This window comes from Phytopseudomonas seleniipraecipitans (assembly GCF_900102335.1).
Taxonomy (GTDB): domain Bacteria; phylum Pseudomonadota; class Gammaproteobacteria; order Pseudomonadales; family Pseudomonadaceae; genus Aquipseudomonas; species Aquipseudomonas seleniipraecipitans.
This window is the reverse complement of the sequence record NZ_FNBM01000001.1, coordinates 66,173-83,633: the sequence shown is the minus strand read 5'-3', so window position 1 is coordinate 83,633 and position 17,461 is coordinate 66,173. Positions and strand designations below refer to the sequence as shown.

Here is a 17,461-nt window from a genome sequence, read left to right as displayed (position 1 = left end):
AATCCAAGGCACTCTCGCCAGGAAGATGAAGCAAGACCATGCTCAAAGGATTGCGACGCGCCGTTACCGCCCTGCTGATTGCCATCGGCCTGTACAGCCTGATCGGCTTTCTCGTCTTGCCCGGCATCGCGCTGCGCATTGCCAACCAGCAGCTGGAGCAGTACGCGACACAGCCGGCGCGGCTGGATCGCCTGCAAGTCAATCCTTTCACGCTGCAGCTGGACCTGTGGGGCTTGCACATCGGTGAGCCCGGCAAGGAACAGCTAGCCTTCGAGCACTTGGCCGTGGACCTGCAGATCGACAGCCTGTGGAGCGGCGCGCTGCACCTGGCGGACGTCACGCTGGTGAAGCCGCATACCGAGGTGCGCTTCAGCAAGGACGGCACCCTCAACCTGACGCAGCTGTTCAAGCTGCCCGCCAGTGAGCAGCCCGAGCCGGAGCCCGGCGAGCCGTTCGCGCTGCGCATCGATCGCATCGAGCTGCTGGGCGGCAATCTGCACTTTCAGGACCTGCGCCCGCAGGAGCCGATCGATATCCATTACGACGATCTCAACCTGGAGCTGCACAACCTCAGCACGCTACCCGACGACAACGCCGACATGACCCTGGTCGCCACCGGCCCGGCGGGCGGGCGTATCGACTGGATCGGCGAGCTGAGCCTGAGCCCGATCAGCTCCCGCGGCACCTTGAAAATCACCGACGAGCCGATGCAGGCGTTCTGGCCGTACGTACGCGACGCCGTACCGCTAGTCCTGGAGAAAGGCGCTGTCAGCCTGTCGACCGACTACCAGCTGAACCTGCGTGACGGTACCGAGCTGTTACTGAGCAATGCCCGCGTCAAGATCGCGCCCTTCGCCATGCAGTCGCCGGATGGCAAGCCATTGATCAAGCTGGAGTCTTTCGAGGTCAGCGACACCTCGCTCGACTTTGCCAAGCAACAGGTGGTGATCGGCAAGGTGCGTGGGCAGAAGCTGGAGGCCTGGGCCGCCCGAGAAAACGATGGCGAGCTTGACTGGCAGAAGCTGCTGGCCGGCAAGCCGGGCGATCAACCGGCGCAGACGCCAGCACACACAGGTGAGCCGGCGGAGCCTGCCGGCGACTCGACCGCTACGGTACAACGCACGCCGGACGAGCCGGCGAAGCCCTGGCGCGTGCAGGTCAAAGACATGCAACTGCGTGAGTATCACGCGCACCTCGTCGACCGGGTACCCAGCGAAGCAGTAGCGCTAGAACTCGGCCCACTCAACGTCGACGTGCAGAACTTCGACAGCCTGGGCACCTCGCCCTTCGCCCTGAAAGTCGATACCGGCGTGGGCAAGCAGGGCAAGCTGCAGGCCGAAGGCCAGGTGCAAATGAGCCCGACCACTGCGGCCCTCAAGGTAACTACCCGCAACATCGACCTGCGCGTGGCTCAGGCCTACATCACTCCCTTCATGCACCTGGAGCTGCGTAGCGGCCTGCTGAACAGCGACCTGGATGTCGAACTGGCCTCCACCGAGCCTCTGGGTCTGCGTGTACATGGCAAGGCCCAGGTCACTCAACTGCATACCCTCGACACGCTCAAGGGCCGGGATTTCCTGCGTTGGCAGCAGCTCGATCTCGGCGGTGTCGATTACCGCCATGGCGATCGGCTGGATATCGAACGCATCGACCTGCAACAGCCCTATGCCCGATTCATCATCAACGAGGACCTGAGCACCAACGTCAACGAGCTGATCGTCAAGCAGCCCGCTGGCAACGCCGGCGAAGCACAGGCTTCAGCCGCTGCCGAGAAGCCGCTGGCCATTCGTGTCGGCGGGATCAACCTGAAGGATGGTTCGGCAAACTTCGCCGACTTCAGTCTCAGGCCCAACTTCGCCACCGCCGTGCAGCAACTCAACGGGCGGATCGGCACGCTCGACAGCACCAGCAGCAAGCCGGCCACCGTTGATGTCAGTGGCAAGGTCGACCGCTACGCGCCAGTCAGCATCAAGGGCAGCCTGACGCCCTTCGACCCGCTGCAGAGCCTGGATATTGCAACCCAGTTCAAGCAGGTCGAGCTGACCACCCTGACGCCCTACTCTGGCAAGTTCGCCGGGTACCGCATCCGCAAGGGCCGGCTGAATCTCGACCTGCATTACCGTATCAACGACGGCAAGCTGAACGCGCAGAACAAGGTCTTGGTCGAGCAGCTGCAGCTCGGCGAGAAGGTCGACAGCCCGGATGCCGTCGACCTGCCTATCCGCCTGGCCGTGGCGTTGCTAAAGGACACCCAGGGGCGGATTTCCCTGGAGCTGCCGCTGCAGGGCGATCTCAATAATCCCGAATTCAGCGTGATGCCGATTGTCTGGCAAACCCTGCGTAACCTGGTGCTGCGTGCCGCCCAGGCGCCATTCAAATTCATCGGCGGCCTGGTCAGCGGCGGCAGCGAAATGGACCTGAGCTCCGTGGTGTTCGCTCCCGGCAGTGCGGAGCTTGATGGCCAGGCGCAGAAATCCCTGGACCTGCTTGCCGACGCACTGCGTGAACGCCCGGCGTTGCGTCTGGAGATCGAAGGCCTCAGCGCCCAGAGCAGCGATGGCCCACTCCTTGCCCAGCAGCGCCTGGAGCGTGAGTACCAGAATTATCTGTACCGCATCATGCAGCGCCGTGGTGATGAAGTGCCGGCCAGCGCCGATCTGCTGGCAGTGCCGGATGACGACAAAGCGCCGCTGCTGGAAGGCATCTATCGCGCGCGCCTGAAACAGCAACCGCCGGCCGAATGGGCAGACCTGGACGACGATGAGCGAACGGTGCGCCTGCGCGATGCGGTGCTGCAATCCTGGGGCGACAGCCGCGCCCTGCAGCGCCAGCTGGCCCAGGACCGCGCGGCGATGATCAAGGGTTATCTGGTCGACCGTGGCCAACTGGCAGGTGAACGCCTTTATCTGCTCGACGTCATCTTTGGCGAAGCCGAGAAGGATGGTCACGTGGCAACTCCGCTGCACCTGGACAGTGAGTGAAATGGGTATGAAGCGATTGAGTCTGCTAATGGTGCTGTGCGCCAGCCCGCTGCTGAGCCATGCCGATACGCTGCGTTGTGGCAGCAAGCTGGTGAACCTCGGTGACCGCACTTTCGAGGTCATGCAGAAATGCGGCGAACCGGCATTTCGCGACCCGGTGGGTTACACCGTTGGCCCCTACAATCGGCGTGAAACGAACATCGAGGAATGGGCCTATGAGCCCAGCAACGGTATGTTCACCATCCTGACCTTCGAGGGCAATCGGTTGACGCGCATCGAGCGCAAACGCCGCCAATGACGATGAAAGCACTCCTCTCCTGCATCCTGATTATGCTCGCGGCTGGCACGGCAAACGCGGCTAGCTGGCGCTGCGGCAGCGCGCTGGTCAGCACCGGTGACAGCTCGGGCGAAGTCCAGTCCAAATGCGGCGATCCCAACAACCGCGCCTTCCTCGGCTACAAGGAAGTCACTGATCAGTATGGGTTCGTCAATGAGGTGCAGGTGGAAGAATGGAGCTACGGCCCGCGCAACGGCATGAGCTACTTTCTGCGCTTCGAGGGCAATCGCCTGGAGAAGATCGACAGCAAACGCGGCAACTAGCCGGTCCGCGCTGGGCAGCGGCAGGACACCGCTACCCGGGTATCAGAGCGATCAGCCGCGAGCGGCGTTGACCGCCTGAATATAGGGCTCGGCCTGACGCTGATCCTTGATCAGGGCAACGAAGTCATTGCCGTCGGCATCCTTCGCGTCGAGGTCAAAGCCGGCTTCGACGAAGAAGCCAATGAAACGCTCGAAGTCATGGTCGCGCAAGCCGCGATAGGCCTTGACCAGCTTGTGCAGCGAGGGCGGCGTAGCATCAGCCGGCTCTACAGCGAGAAACAGTTTGATCTGCTCATCGCTCACGTCATCGCCAATCACCTGCTTCTTGTCTTTACGCATCGCTCACTCCAGCAAACCAGCCTACACGGGGCCGGCAGTGTAACGCCGGCGCCACAAGCGCTCAACGCAGGCCGGCCTTTCTAGCACCGGCCACATCGCTTCGGTACGCGACTTAAGTCAACATCGCCCCCCGCTTGCAGCTCCTATACTGGCAGCAACCTTTCAGGAAGCGCCCCGATGCCGACCCTGTTTGCCGCTTTCCGCCAAAGCCTGCGCGGCGGGTATTCCTGGGCCAGCCTGCGCGGTGACCTGGCTGCTGGCATTACCGTCGGTATCATCGCCATTCCCCTGGCCATGGCGCTGGCGATCGCCGTCGGGGTGGCGCCGCAGCATGGGCTGTACACGGTGCTGGTGGCCGCCCCACTGATCGCCCTGTGCGGTGGCTCACGCTTCAACATCTCCGGGCCTACCGCGGCGTTCGTGGTGATTCTGCTGCCCATCACCCAGCAGTTCGGCATCGGCGGCCTGCTGCTGTGTACGGTGATGGCCGGGGTGATTCTGATCGCCCTGGGCTTGCTCAAAGCAGGCCGCCTGATCGAGTTTGTGCCCTACCCCGTCACCCTCGGTTTTACTGCCGGCATCGGTATCGTCATCGCCACGCTGCAGGTCAAGGATCTGCTCGGCCTGCACCTGGCAACCCAGCCGAGCCATTACCTGCAGCAGTTGCAGTTGCTGGTCGAGACGCTGCCGGGCCTCCAACTTGGCGACAGCTTGGTGGCGCTGGCCAGCCTTGGCGTGTTGCTGCTATGGCCAAAGCTGGTGCCGCGCGTTCCCGGGCACTTAGCGGCGCTGGCCGTCGGTGCATTGCTGGGCGTGTTGCTGGAGCGTGGCGGCCTGTCGGTGGCAACCCTGGGCGAGCGTTTCAGTTACAGCGTCGATGGCGTTAATTACCCCGGCATCCCGCCCTTCCTGCCAACATTCGCCTGGCCTTGGCAGTTGCCCGGTGCGGACGGCCAGCCTCTGGTGCTGTCCTTCGAACTGATCCACCAGCTACTGGCTCCGGCTTTTGCCATCGCCATGCTGGGTGCCATTGAATCGCTGCTCTGCGCGGTAGTCGCTGACGGCATGACCGACAGCAAGCACGACCCCAACGCGGAATTGCTCGGCCAAGGCATCGGCAATCTGCTCGCGCCGCTGTTCGGCGGCATCACCGCAACCGCCGCCATCGCCCGTAGCGCCGCCAACGTCAGGGCTGGTGCGCGCTCGCCGCTGGCGGCGATCATCCATGCTGGGGTGGTGCTGGCCGCGATCCTGTTTCTCGCCCCGCTGTTCAGCTACCTGCCGATGGCCGCGCTAGCCGCCCTGCTGCTGATGGTCGCGTGGAACATGAGCGAGGCGCACCACGTAGTTCACACCCTGCGCATCGCACCACGCGGCGACGTGCTGGTGTTGCTGACCTGCCTGCTGCTCACGGTGCTGTTCGACATGGTGCTGGCAGTGGGTGTCGGCCTGCTGCTGGCCGCCGGGCTGTTCATAAAGCGCATGAGTGAGCTGACCGATACCAGCAACCTGCCACGGCACGCTTATCAAGCCTTGAACGACTTGCCAGAGCATGTGCTGGCGCTGGCCATCCGCGGCCCGCTGTTTTTCGGCGCGGCAGAACGCACGCTCGGCGCACTACGTAGGCTCGACCCGCATATTCGCGTGGTGATTCTCGACCTCAGCGCCGTGCCGATGCTCGACATGACCGCGCTAGCGGCCTTGCACAGCATCGTGCTGGAGTACCGCCGGCATGGCATCGCCCTGATCATCAGCGGCGCCTCGCCATCGCTGCGCCTGAAACTGCGCCGTGCCGGCCTGCAGAGTGCCCATGATCGCTTGAGCTACGCTCGCGACCTACGCCGCGCCCGAACCATCTGCGAGGTCTGGGGTGCTGTGGGTTAAAGCCCCTTCACCGCGTAGATACCCGGCGCATTGCGCCAGTAACCCTTGTAGTCCATGCCGTAGCCGAAGATGTAACGGTCGATGCACGGCAGCCCCACGTAGTCGGCCTTCAGATCCGGGCGTGCCTTACGGTCGTGATCCTTGTCGATCAGCACGGCGGTATGCACGTTGGCGGCGCCAGCGTGATGGCAAAAGTCGATGATCGCGCCGAGGGTGTGCCCTTCATCAAGGATGTCATCGATGATCAACACGTCGCGGTCGATGAACGAAACTTCCGGTTTGGCCTTCCAGAACAGCTCACCGCCGCTGGTCTGGTTGCGATAACGACTGGCATGCAGGTAAGACGCTTCCAGCGGGAAGTCGAGCTGGGTCAACAGCTTGCCGGAAAAGATCAGCCCACCATTCATGACGCAGAACACCACCGGGTTGCGGTCGGCCAGTTCAGCGTTAATGGCAGCGGCCACACGCGTGATGGCGGCCTCCACCTCGGCTTCGCTGTACAGGCAATCGGCTTCGGCCATTACCTGGCGGATGTGAGCGAGATCGGCAGGCATATCAGGTCCTCATTGGCGGGTGACAGTGTTGGCTCTACGAGAGCCTCGACCCGCGGTGTTGATGGCACCGGCGCGCAAGCGCATCACCGGTCAGAAAAAAGGCCGCAACGTTACGCATCCGGCCGCTGTGGCGCAAGCGCCCGAGCGCGCTCGACACGCGGCGCACGTTGCCCGCGGGTACCGATCGTGACCATGCTCGAGACAGCCCAGCAATGGCTGCGGATCATCGGCAAGAACAAAAAGTTCCGCCGTTACAGCGCCCACAGCACCGCGCAATGCTTTAATCTAGCGTGTTTTTTGCCCACTTTTGCCGGAGACCCACCGCAATGCCAGTCCTCGAGATCCGCCATCCGCTGATTCGCCACAAGATCGGTCTCATGCGCCGCGCGGATATCAGCACCAAGAATTTCCGCGAACTGGCCCAGGAAGTGGGCGCACTGCTCACTTACGAAGCAACCAAGGACCTGCGCCTGGAAAACTACGAGATCGCAGGCTGGGCAGGCCCCGTGCAGGTCGAGAAGATCTCCGGCAAGAAGATCACCGTGGTGCCGATCCTGCGCGCAGGCATCGGCATGCTCGACGGCGTGCTCAGCCTGATTCCTGGTGCCAAGGTAAGCGCCGTCGGCGTTGCCCGCAACGAGGAAACGCTGCAGGCGCACACCTACCTGGAGAAGTTGGTGCCGGAAATCAACGAGCGCCTGGCGATGATCATCGACCCGATGCTCGCCACTGGCGCCTCCATGGTCGCCACCATCGATCTGCTCAAGAAGGCCGGCTGCAAGGAGATCCGCGCCATGGTGCTGGTCGCGGCGCCAGAGGGGATCAAGGCGGTGAACGACGCGCACCCGGACGTGCAGATCTACACCGCGTCCATCGACCAGTGCCTCAACGAACACGGCTACATCATTCCTGGGCTTGGTGATGCCGGCGACAAGATCTTCGGCACCAAGCAGAAGGACGCCTGATCGATGCGCGACGAATTCAACGACCCGTTGTGGCGTCAGGTGCTGTCTGGCGCGCAGATGCTCTTCGTGGCCTTCGGCGCACTGGTACTGATGCCGCTGATCACCGGCCTCGACCCCAACGTGGCGCTGTTCACCGCTGGCCTGGGCACGCTGCTGTTCCAGATGGTCACAGGCCGCCAGGTGCCGGTTTTTCTGGCGTCCAGCTTCGCGTTTATCACCCCGATCATCCTCGCCAAGGGCCAATTCGGCCTCGCCGAAACGATGGGCGGGGTCATCGCTGCAGGTTTCGTCTACACCTTTCTCGGCTTTGCCGTGAAGATCAAGGGCACGGGCTTTATCGACCGCCTGCTACCGCCCGTGGTCATCGGCCCGGTGATTATCTCCATCGGCCTGGCCATGGCGCCTATCGCGGCCAACATGGCGATGGGCAAAGCCGGTGACGGCAGCGTGCTGCTGCCTTACAGCACGGCGATGTGGATTTCCATGCCGACGCTGCTCACCACGGTAATTGTCGCGGTGTTCGGTCGCGGGATCTTCCGTCTAGTGCCAATCATCTCCGGCATTCTGGTGGGCTTCGCACTATCGATCTATTTCGGCGCCCTTGACCTTGCCCACGTGGCCGCGGCTCCCTGGCTGGCGATGCCGGCGTTCACCGCTCCGGCGTTCAACTGGCAGGCGATTCTGTTCATCGTGCCGGTAGCACTGGCGCCGGCCATCGAGCACATCGGAGGTGTGATTGCCGTGGGCAGCGTCACCGGCAAGAATTACCTGAAAAAGCCGGGCCTGCACCGCACCCTGCTTGGCGACGGCCTGGCTACCTCGGCGGCCGGCCTGCTCGGCGGCCCACCGAACACCACTTACGCGGAAGTTACTGGCGCGGTGATGCTGACCAAGGCCTACAACCCGAAGATCATGACCTGGGCGGCGATCTTCGCCATCAGCCTGGCGTTCATCGGCAAGTTCGGCGCCATCTTGCAGAGCATTCCGGTGCCAGTGATGGGCGGCATTCTCTGCCTGCTGTTCGGCTCGATTGCGGCAGTCGGTATGAACACCCTGATCCGCCACAGCGTCGACCTCAGCGAAGCGCGCAACTTGGTGATCGTTTCGGTAACGCTGGTATTCGGCATCGGCGGCGTGCTGGTCGGCACCGGTGATGGTCCGGATGACTTCGGCCTCAAGGGCATCGCCCTGTGCGCCATCGTCGCCATTGCCTTGAACCTGATCCTGCCGGGTAACGATGGCTGGAAGAAGAAAAGCGCCGACGAGGCGCCTGACATCTGAGAAAGAAAATGCCCGGCTCTAGCCGGGCATTTTTCATAGGCTTTGTGGCGCTCGCTCACACAGTCGCTTGAGCGCTGCCACCCAGCTCGGGTGGTCGTTCACGCAAGGCACCAGCTCCAGACTTTCGCCGCCCGCCTGCAGAAACTGTTCGCGACCACGATCGCCGATTTCCTCGAGCGTCTCGATGCAGTCGGCCACGAAGGCCGGGCACATCACTAGCAGCTTCTTCACGCCCTGAGCAGCCAGCTCGTCGAGGCGCGCTTCGGTGTAGGGCTCGATCCACTTGTCCTTGCCAAGGCGCGACTGGAACGACACCGACCATTGCTCGCGCTGCAGGCCCATGCGCGCGGCGAATGCTTCGGCGCTGCGCATGCACTGGGCGCGGTAGCAGGTGGCAAGCACTTGCGCCGAAGCCGTACGGCAGCAGTCGGGGCCGCGCAAGCAATGGTTGCTCGGGTCAAGCTTGCGCAGGTGCCGCTCCGGCAGGCCGTGGAAGCTCAGCAGCAAGTGATCGAAATCCTTCTCCAGGTACGGCCGGGCGCTATCGGCCAGGGCGTCGATGTAATCGGGGTCCTGAAAGAACGGCGGCAGAATCGAGAAGCGAATCGGCAGCTTGCGCTCGCGTACCACGCGCTTGGCTTCTTCAATGACGGTGGTGGTGGTGCTGTCGGCAAACTGCGGGTACAGCGGTGCCAGCGTCACCTGCTTGATGCCCTGGCCGGCAAGGCGGGTCAGCACGGTTTCCAGCGACGGCTCGCCATAGCGCATGGCCAGCTCCACCGGGCCCTGAGTCCACTGCGTTTTCATCGCCTCCTGCAAGCGCTTGCTGAGCACGATCAGCGGCGAGCCATCCGGCCACCAGATTGATGCGTAGGCATGGGCAGACTGCGCAGGGCGACGGATCAGGATGAGCGACACCAGCAGTCGTCGCAGCGGCCATGGCAGGTCGACTACGTAAGGGTCCATCAGAAACTGGTTGAGATACCTGCGCACATCGGCGACCTCCGTGGAAGCTGGAGAGCCAAGGTTGACCAGCAGTAAGGCGTGATCGGTCATGCAATGTTGTCCTGTTAGTGAAGGCTCAGCAAATCCACTAGAGCCACGTCCAGATGCGTGAAGCGAAATTCGAAGCCGGCCTCCAGCGCCCTGGCTGGCTGGGCATGCTGGCCGCCTAGCAACAGCAGCGACATTTCACCGAGCCCGGCACGCAAGGCGAAGGCCGGTAGCGGCACGATGGCGGGGCGATTCACGGCGTGGCCCAGTTCGCTGGCGAACTCGGCGTTGCGCACCGGTTGCGGCGCGCAGGCATTATAAGGACCGCGTGCCTGCTCCTGCTGCAAGAGAAAATCAATCAGGGCGATTTGATCGGCGATATGAATCCATGGCATCCATTGGCGTCCGTTGCCGATGCGCCCGCCCAGACCGAAACGAAATGGCGTGACCATTCGCTTGAGGATGCCACCGTCTTTCGCCAGCACCAGCCCCGTGCGCAACAGAATTACCCGGATGCCCAGCGCTTCGGCCCGCTGCGCAGTGTCTTCCCAGGCAACGCAGAGCTGCGCAGCGAAATCCGCACCGGGGGCGGCCTGCTCATCAACATGCCGCTCACCGGTATCGCCGTACCAACCGACCGCCGAACCGGACAGCAGCACGCCCGGTTTCTGCTCGCTGGCCTGTAGCCAGGCCAGCAATGTCTCGGTCAGGTGAACACGGCTTTCCCACAGCAATTGCCTGCGGGCCTTGCTCCAGGGGCGATCGGCAATCGGCGCGCCCGCCAGGTTGACCACGGCATCCAGTGGCTCATCGCCAATTTCCTCCAGACGCCCAACACCGCGCACGCGGGTGCCGCACAGCACCGCAACCTGCTCGGGGCGGCGGCTCCATACCGTCAGCTGGTGCCCCTGCTCGATCCAGTAATGACAGAGCGCGCGGCCAATCAGGCCAGTGCCGCCGGTGATCAGGATATGCATGGCAGATTCCTCACTGTGTGATGTCCGGGGTCGACGCTGTGGATGGCACGATTGCAGCACCTTCATGCAGGCCAGCAGCCGGCCGACAGAAACGGGGAAACTATTGCGGCCCGTGCCTATTCTGAAGAATAGATGCCCTGGCCACAGTTACCCGTCGACACGGGACGCGAGCTTATACAGAAATTGTACATTGTACGAGCCATGTCCAGAGCGTAGCCTTGGCCCAGCGGATGCCGATGCAGTGACGGCGCCCCGACAGCACAAGAGGTAGAGATGACCAGTACAGCTCCCATCGCCATCATCGGCACCGGCATCGCCGGGCTTTCTGCCGCAGAGGCGCTGCATGCCGCCGGCTATTCGGTGCAATTGTTCGACAAGAGTCGTGGCAGCGGTGGCCGTATGGCCAGCAAGCGCAGCGACGCGGGCGCCCTGGATCTGGGCGCACAATATTTCACCGCCCGTGATCGCCGTTTCGCCGCAACCGTCCAACAGTGGCAGGCACGCGGATGGGTCGAAGAGTGGACGCCCAGCCTCTATCAGTTTGCCAACGGCACACTCAACCCCTCTGCAGATGAGCAGATTCGCTGGGTCGGCAAACCGCGCATGAGCGCCATTACCCGCGCCATGCTGGGTGCCCTGCCGGTGAAATTTTCCTGCCGCATCGCCGAGGTGTTTCGCGGCGAGCAGCACTGGCACCTGCTCGATGCCGAGGGCGAGAGCCACGGCCCGTTCAGCCACGTCATCGTTGCCACACCAGCACCTCAGGCCAGCGCGCTATTAGCCGCCGCGCCGAAACTTGCCGGCACGGTGGCCAGCGTGAGCATGGACCCGACCTGGGCGGTGGCCCTGGCATTTGAAAAGCCGCTGGATACGCCACTCGAAGGCTGCTTCGTGCAGGATGACGTGCTGGACTGGACCGCACGCAATCGCAGCAAACCAGGCCGCGACACCACGCTGGACACCTGGGTGCTGCACGCCAGCAGCAGCTGGAGTCGTCAGCACCTTGATCTCTCCAAGGAACAGGTGATCGAACACTTGCACGGCGCCTTTGCGGAAATGATCGGCTGCGCCGTGCCCGCACCAGTCTTCAGTCTCGCCCACCGCTGGCTGTACGCGCGGCCGAGCGCGGCGCACCAGCTCGGCGCACTGGCGGATGCCGACCTGGGTCTGTATGCCTGCGGCGACTGGTGCCTGTCCGGCCGTGTCGAAGGCGCCTGGCTCAGCGGCCAGGAAGCGGCCCGCAAATTGATCGCGCATAACCAGTGAGTAACGCCAAGCACCGCCTCACCCCGCGAAAACTGCTGCTGTCCAAGTGGACCGCAGCCGTGCCGCAAAACCGCGAAAAGCACTTTCTTGTCACCGAGTTGTTCTGCGACGAAGAAGGCACTGTCCTGGAAATAGAACTGCAGGCGGTACTTAGCAAGCGCGTCCAGCGCCTCGACTGGCGCGTTCTTCAAAATGCCGAGGCCTGGAAAATGGGCTGGCGTTGACGCTCAGCCACATCCGCCGACCCCGGAAATTGTTGTACATAGCATTTGACTTGTACAAGAACGTGCTTAAGATGAAATCAAACTTGTACAAAAATAAATCCTTGTACAAGATCTTTTCAAAGGTGCGTCCATGTCAGTCATCCTGTCCCACCGCGACAAACCCAAGCTTGGCGTAAGTGCCTGCCTGCTGGGTGCAGAGGTTCGCTACAACGGCGGGCATAAAGCCTCGCGGTTGTGCATGGATCAACTGAGCGAATATTTCGAATTCGTGCCGTTCTGTCCCGAGGTTGCTATCGGCCTCGGTATTCCGCGTGAACCGATTCGCCTTGTTGGCGACCCCGACGCCCCGCGCGCGGTGGGCACCGTACACCCTGATCAGGACCATACCGATGCGCTGATCGCCTATGGCGAGCAGGTGGCGGCGGAGCTGCCGCCCATCAGCGGCTACATCGTCATGCAACAGTCGCCCTCCTGTGGGCTGGAGCGGGTCAAGGTCTATCAGGACAATGGCCACCCGAGTGAGCCCAAGGGCCGCGGCCTATACACCGCGGTGCTCTGCGAGCGTCACCCTGACCTGCCGATCGAGGAAGATGGTCGCCTGAACGACCCGGTGTTGCGCGAGAACTTCATGACCCGCGTGTTCACCTACTACCAGTGGCAGACGCTTTGCCAGTCCGGGCTAAGCCGCGGCAAGCTGATCGAGTTTCACGCCCGCCACAAATACTTGCTGATGGCCACTGACCCGCTGCGCTACAAGCGCCTTGGCCGGCTGCTGGGTGACCTGTCCGGGGAAGACCTGCAGAGCCTCGCAGCCCACTACATCAGCGAACTGATGATTGCCTTGAAGCGCTGCGCCACGCGCGGCACCCACAGCAATGTGCTGCAGCATTTGAGTGGTTACCTGAAAGGCGCTTTGAGCGCAGCGGAAAAGCAGGAGATGCAGCAGCTCATCGGCCAATACCGCCAAGGCATCGTGCCGCTGGTCGTGCCATTGACCTTACTCAAGCACCACTTCCGTCAGCACCCTGATCGCTATATCGCCCAGCAGGTCTACCTGCAACCGCACCCGGAAAACCTCAGCCTGCGGAACGCCCTATGAACCAGCCAACCTCTCCCGAGCCGGATGCGGACGCCTATCGCGACGCACTGGCTGGCGGTTACCTGCCCATTCGCGACGTTGCCAGCCTGACGGGCGTCAACCCGGTCACCCTGCGCGCCTGGGAACGCCGCTACGGCCTGGTGGTGCCTCATCGCACCGCCAAAGGCCATCGCCTGTATTCACCGGATCAGGTGCAGACCATCCACGCCGTACTGGGCTGGCTCAACCGCGGTGTTTCGGTGGGCCAGGTCAAGGGGCTGCTGCGTGCGGATCAGCCATTGCCTGCCGACCAGGCCTCGCAATGGCAAGAGAAACGCGAACAGCTGTGCCACGCCATTCATCTGCTCGACGAGCGTCAGCTGGACGAACGCTTCAACGCTGAGCTGGCGCTTTATCCACCGCAAATCCTCTGCCAGCATCTGCTGCTGCCACTGCTGGTGACCTTGGAACAACGTTGGTCGCAGCGCCCCGGCGCGACCACCGAACGGCTGTTCCTGCATAGCTGGCTGCGCAGCAAGCTCGGCGCTCGGGTTTATCACGACAATCGCCAGCACACCGGCAAACCGCTGCTGTTGATCAACCTGTGCCAGATGCCGATGTCGCCTCAGCTGTGGCTGTGCGCCTGGCTGATCGCCACCGCCGGCTGCCCGGTCGATGCCTTCGACGGGCCGATTCCGGTGAACGAACTGCCGCTGGCCATCGCCCGCCTGCAGCCGCGTGCACTGTTGCTGTTCTGCGAAGCGGACTCCAATACCAACGCCGAGTCGTCGCTGCACCACTGGCTGAGCGATCACCGCATACCGTGCCTGTTGGTCGGCATCGAAGACGAAATGCGCGGCCGCCAGTTGGTGGCCAATGCACCCAACGGGGCCGATATCACATTCATGGCCGACCCTCTCGCCGCGCTGCAAACGCTCGCCGATCGCCATCTGCTCGAATAGGACGACTCATGCTTCAACTGATGTGGTTTCGCACCGACCTGCGCGTCACCGATAACAGCGCACTGGCCGCAGCGATGCAGGCTGGCCCGACGGTAGCGGTCTTCCTGATGAGCCCCGGCCAATGGCGCCAGCATGATGATGCACCGAGCAAGGTGGACTTCTGGCTGCGCAACCTGGCTGAGCTGAGCGAGCAATTGCAACGCCTCAACGTCCCGTTGCTGATTCGCGAGGCGGATAGCTGGAGCCAGGCGCCGAAGGTGATGTGCCAGTTGGCCGAAGAGCTGCAAGCGACCGCGCTGCACGCCAACGAGGAGTACGGCGTCCATGAAACCCGCCGTGATCAGCAGGTCGCGGCGGCGCTGGACGATCTTGGCGTGGCGTTTCGCAGCCACCTCGACCGGTTGCTGTTCAAACCCGGCAGCGTGCTGACGCGCACCGGCACTTACTTCAAGGTGTACAGCCAGTTTCGGGGCATTTGCTACCAACGCTTGCACAGCGCCCTGCCGCCACTTGTGGCACTGCCCAAAGCGCAGGCTGCGCTAGACATCGTCGCTGACAAAGTGCCCACTTGCGCTACCGGCTTCGAGCCGCCGAGCCAGGCACTACGGGATGCCTGGCCGGCCGGCGAACAGGCCGCCCGCGAGCGGTTACAGCGCTTCGCCGATGAATGGATCGAGGATTACCACGAGGCCCGCGATTTCCCGGCCCGGCCGGGTACCAGCCAACTATCCGCCTACCTGGCAGCCGGCGTGGTATCGCCACGGCAATGCCTGCACACCGCGTTGAATCACAATCAGGGTGAGTTCGAGAGCGGCAACCAGGGCGCGGTTACCTGGGTCAACGAGCTGATCTGGCGCGAGTTCTACACGCACATCCTGGTTGGCTATCCGCGGGTTTCCATGCACCGCGCGTTCCGTCCGGAAACCGAAGCCCTGCCCTGGCGTAATGCCGCCGAGGATCTGCAGGCCTGGCAGGAAGGGCGTACCGGCATCCCGCTCATTGATGCGGCAATGCGTCAGTTGCTGGAAACCGGCTGGATGCACAACCGTCTGCGCATGGTGGTGGCGATGTTCCTGACCAAGAACTTGCTGATCGACTGGCGCGAGGGTGAGCGCTTCTTCATGCGTCACCTGATCGATGGCGACCTCGCCGCCAACAATGGCGGCTGGCAATGGAGTGCGTCGACGGGGACAGACTCGGTGCCCTACTTCCGCATTTTCAATCCGGTCAGCCAGTCCCAGCGCTTCGACCCGAACGGCCGCTTTATCCGCCAGTGGCTGCCGGAGTTGGCAGCGCTCAGTGACAAAGCCATTCACGATCCTCACGCCGGGCGTAAGGGCCAGAGCAGCCTGTTCGGTGCAAGCCCTGACTATCCGCTGCCTATCGTCGACCTGCGCGCCAGCCGTCAGCACGCCCTGGATGCATTCAAGAACCTGCCGTCAGCAAGCCAGCTCGCATGAACAGCGCCTGTGGGCGCCTCGCCAGCTCCTGTCTGCTGAAGATGCCGCGTGCGCTGCCCGGTTGGCTGGGTACACGTGATTCAGTGCCTGGCATGGCCATCTCTCAGCGCGATGAAAGCCTTGACCACCAGGGCCGACATCCATGAGCGCCTTCAGCAAGCGGATCTGGCTCACCGGCGCAGCCGGCGCGCTAGGCCAGGCACTTGCCGAGCGCCTGTTGCGCGACGGCCATTGCCTGGCGCTGAGCGCCTGCGACGGCACATCGCTACAGGCGCTGGCCGGGCGTTATCCGAGCCGGGCGCTGATCCTGCCCGGTAACCTCAATGACACACTCGAGATTACCGCCATCAGCGCTCATCTGGCCGAGCAATGGGGTGCTCTCGATTGCATGATTCTCAACGTCGACAGCGCCAGCCAGGTACCTGATCAGGCCGACTCGCTCGAACCCTCCGTACGCAGTGAACTGTTCTCGGCCAGCCGCTGCATCATCGCCGCGCTGCCGCTGCTGCGTCAGGCCAAGTCAGGGCACTTGGTTGGAATCGCCAGTCCCGCAGACCCATCCATGCCGTCGTTCACGGGCGACCATGGCGCGAGTGATCGCGCGCTACGTTACCTGCTCGAATCCCTGCGCGTGGACCTTGCTCACGAAGGCATCGCCGTCACCGTGGTCAAACCCGGCGTGATCGGTACTGCCCCTAGAGCGAAGAGAGCCTTTTTTGCGCCCAGGCACCGCTCGGCAAGCCAGATTGCCAACCGTATCGTCAGCAAGCTCGAGGCACGACCACTGGAAATCGTCTGTCCTGCCCGCGTCAACGGCGCGCTGGATGTTCTACGCCGGTTGCGAGAGGCGTTAAGCCGTTCGAAGCAGACCTGAGCGGATCGCTGAAGACACCCTCGGGTGCGTTGCAGTTGCGCGGATCATGCCTGGGCAGGCACCATCGCGGCCTTCGAATTGTCGAGCAAAGCAAAAGCTCGCTCATCGTGTTGTGGAATATTTGTGGCCAAGAAAAATCTGCTAAACGCTCTGCTCGTTGTAATCGGCTGGTCGGTCTGTGTGCTGGGTGGCGGCGCCTGGCTGTGGCTGATCGCGGCGATCATGCTGGTGCATCTGTTGTATTTCGGCAGTTGGAAACGTGAAGGCAAGTTGCTGGTGAGCGTGTTTCTTGCCGGCAGTGCACTGGACAGTTTTCTGCTGCAGCTCGGCGTGTTCGATTTTGGCGAGCACCGCCAGCTCGTCCCGGCATCGCTGGCACTACAGTGGCTGTTGCTTGGCACCACGTTGCGCCACTGCCTGGCCTGGTCAGCACGGCCCTGGTGGCGCGCAAGCGTGCTGGGCGCCATCGGCGCACCGCTTTCTTACTATGCCAACGCGATCTTTGCCGACCTCAGCTTCCCTCACGGCACAGCGCCAACATTGCTCCTGATGGGGTTGATCTGGGCGGCGCTGCTGCCCGTGCTGCATGGCTTCGCCACGTTGTACTCGCCAGATAACCGCCCAGCTTGAATACCCTCAACGCAACGCCAGCTGACGTACACTAACGCCATGAGCGCCAGCCCCTATATTCCCCACACGCAGATCCCCGAAACCAGCGAAGTTACCTGCAGCACTTGTGCGGCCTGTTGCTGCCAGCTGGAAGTGATGCTGATCACCGATACCGGCGTGCCGGAGCGCTTTATCGACAATGACGAATGGGGTGGTGAAGTGATGCGCCGACTCGACGATGGCTGGTGCGCGGCATTGGATCGCGACACCATGCGCTGCACCATTTACGCGGTGCGCCCTCTGATCTGCCGTGAATTCGAAATGGGCGCCCCGGAGTGTCTCGAGGAACGCCGCGGCATCGCTGACATCTACCGCTGAACCCGGGTTATCGCACGCAATAAAAAACCGGGCACA

Annotated in this window: 18 protein-coding genes; 14 read left to right on the top strand and 4 right to left on the bottom strand. The window is 62.8% G+C overall.

Annotated features, from left to right (window positions below; translation table 11 throughout):
• Nucleotides 1–38 precede the first annotated feature (38 nt).
• Genes BLS60_RS00410 through BLS60_RS00400 form a run of 3 tightly spaced genes read left to right on the top strand, consistent with a single transcriptional unit; the run spans nucleotide 39 to nucleotide 3,581 of the window.
• Nucleotides 39–2,981 carry a DUF748 domain-containing protein gene (locus BLS60_RS00410; protein ID WP_092363422.1) on the top strand — a complete coding sequence of 981 codons (2,943 nt, stop codon included), beginning with the start codon at nucleotides 39–41 and terminating at the stop codon, nucleotides 2,979–2,981.
• A gap of 7 nt (nucleotides 2,982–2,988) precedes the next feature.
• Entirely contained in the window at nucleotides 2,989–3,279 is a 291-nt protein-coding gene (locus BLS60_RS00405; RefSeq protein ID WP_092365217.1) for a DUF2845 domain-containing protein, read from the top strand.
• Nucleotides 3,276–3,581, top strand: a complete 306-nt coding sequence (locus BLS60_RS00400) for a DUF2845 domain-containing protein (protein WP_092363419.1) — start codon at nucleotides 3,276–3,278, stop codon at nucleotides 3,579–3,581. Before BLS60_RS00405 ends, BLS60_RS00400 begins: the two co-directional genes overlap by 4 nt.
• A 51-nt stretch (nucleotides 3,582–3,632) precedes the next feature.
• On the opposite strand, the gene BLS60_RS00395 is transcribed toward BLS60_RS00400, so the two are convergent.
• Nucleotides 3,633–3,920, bottom strand: a complete 288-nt coding sequence (locus BLS60_RS00395; RefSeq protein ID WP_070881211.1) for a PA4642 family protein — start codon at nucleotides 3,918–3,920, stop codon at nucleotides 3,633–3,635.
• Nucleotides 3,921–4,097: 177 nt separating this feature from the next.
• Here BLS60_RS00395 and dauA point away from each other — a divergent pair, with 177 nt between their 5' ends.
• Complete coding sequence (dauA, locus tag BLS60_RS00390; protein WP_092363416.1) at nucleotides 4,098–5,804, top strand: C4-dicarboxylic acid transporter DauA; 1,707 nt, start codon at nucleotides 4,098–4,100, stop codon at nucleotides 5,802–5,804.
• Here the strand turns inward: dauA and BLS60_RS00385 are convergent.
• Nucleotides 5,801–6,358, bottom strand: a complete 558-nt coding sequence (locus BLS60_RS00385; protein WP_070881209.1) for a hypoxanthine-guanine phosphoribosyltransferase — start codon at nucleotides 6,356–6,358, stop codon at nucleotides 5,801–5,803. The two genes, dauA and BLS60_RS00385, sit on opposite strands and share 4 nt — an antisense overlap.
• Before the next feature lie 326 nt (nucleotides 6,359–6,684).
• Here BLS60_RS00385 and upp point away from each other — a divergent pair, with 326 nt between their 5' ends.
• Nucleotides 6,685–7,323 carry a uracil phosphoribosyltransferase gene (gene upp / locus BLS60_RS00380; RefSeq protein ID WP_070881208.1) on the top strand — a complete coding sequence of 213 codons (639 nt, stop codon included), beginning with the start codon at nucleotides 6,685–6,687 and terminating at the stop codon, nucleotides 7,321–7,323.
• A gap of 3 nt (nucleotides 7,324–7,326) precedes the next feature.
• Nucleotides 7,327–8,604 (top strand): uracil-xanthine permease family protein, encoded by a 1,278-nt coding sequence (locus BLS60_RS00375; RefSeq protein ID WP_070881207.1) that lies wholly within the window; start codon nucleotides 7,327–7,329, stop codon nucleotides 8,602–8,604.
• A 33-nt stretch (nucleotides 8,605–8,637) separates the two neighbouring features.
• Here the strand turns inward: BLS60_RS00375 and hemH are convergent, their stop codons facing one another.
• Nucleotides 8,638–9,660, bottom strand: coding sequence for a ferrochelatase (gene hemH, locus BLS60_RS00370; protein WP_092363413.1), 1,023 nt, complete (start codon nucleotides 9,658–9,660; stop codon nucleotides 8,638–8,640).
• Nucleotides 9,661–9,674: 14 nt separating this feature from the next.
• Nucleotides 9,675–10,574 carry a TIGR01777 family oxidoreductase gene (locus BLS60_RS00365; RefSeq protein ID WP_092363410.1) on the bottom strand — a complete coding sequence of 300 codons (900 nt, stop codon included), beginning with the start codon at nucleotides 10,572–10,574 and terminating at the stop codon, nucleotides 9,675–9,677.
• A gap of 273 nt (nucleotides 10,575–10,847) precedes the next feature.
• Between BLS60_RS00365 and BLS60_RS00360 the strand changes: the two genes are divergently transcribed.
• The 8 genes from BLS60_RS00360 (at nucleotide 10,848) to BLS60_RS00325 (ending at nucleotide 17,425) form a co-directional block, all read left to right on the top strand.
• Nucleotides 10,848–11,840 (top strand): NAD(P)/FAD-dependent oxidoreductase, encoded by a 993-nt coding sequence (locus BLS60_RS00360; protein WP_092363407.1) that lies wholly within the window; start codon nucleotides 10,848–10,850, stop codon nucleotides 11,838–11,840.
• Nucleotides 11,837–12,064: a TIGR02450 family Trp-rich protein gene (locus BLS60_RS00355; RefSeq protein ID WP_092363405.1), complete on the top strand. Its 228-nt coding sequence runs from the start codon at nucleotides 11,837–11,839 to the stop codon at nucleotides 12,062–12,064. The genes BLS60_RS00360 and BLS60_RS00355 overlap by 4 nt, the downstream gene beginning before the upstream one ends.
• 130 nt (nucleotides 12,065–12,194) lie before the next feature.
• A complete protein-coding gene (locus tag BLS60_RS00350; protein WP_092363402.1) occupies nucleotides 12,195–13,163 on the top strand; it encodes a YbgA family protein in 969 nt (322 codons plus the stop codon).
• Complete coding sequence (locus BLS60_RS00345; RefSeq protein WP_092363399.1) at nucleotides 13,160–14,104, top strand: MerR family transcriptional regulator; 945 nt, start codon at nucleotides 13,160–13,162, stop codon at nucleotides 14,102–14,104. The genes BLS60_RS00350 and BLS60_RS00345 overlap by 4 nt, the downstream gene beginning before the upstream one ends.
• 8 nt (nucleotides 14,105–14,112) lie before the next feature.
• Nucleotides 14,113–15,564 carry a deoxyribodipyrimidine photo-lyase gene (phrB, locus tag BLS60_RS00340; protein WP_092363395.1) on the top strand — a complete coding sequence of 484 codons (1,452 nt, stop codon included), beginning with the start codon at nucleotides 14,113–14,115 and terminating at the stop codon, nucleotides 15,562–15,564.
• A gap of 142 nt (nucleotides 15,565–15,706) precedes the next feature.
• A complete protein-coding gene (locus BLS60_RS00335) occupies nucleotides 15,707–16,438 on the top strand; it encodes an SDR family NAD(P)-dependent oxidoreductase (protein WP_092363392.1) in 732 nt (243 codons plus the stop codon).
• A gap of 123 nt (nucleotides 16,439–16,561) precedes the next feature.
• Complete coding sequence (locus tag BLS60_RS00330; RefSeq protein WP_070881198.1) at nucleotides 16,562–17,068, top strand: DUF2878 domain-containing protein; 507 nt, start codon at nucleotides 16,562–16,564, stop codon at nucleotides 17,066–17,068.
• A 39-nt stretch (nucleotides 17,069–17,107) separates the two neighbouring features.
• Complete coding sequence (locus tag BLS60_RS00325) at nucleotides 17,108–17,425, top strand: YkgJ family cysteine cluster protein (protein WP_070881197.1); 318 nt, start codon at nucleotides 17,108–17,110, stop codon at nucleotides 17,423–17,425.
• Nucleotides 17,426–17,461: the final 36 nt, after the last annotated feature.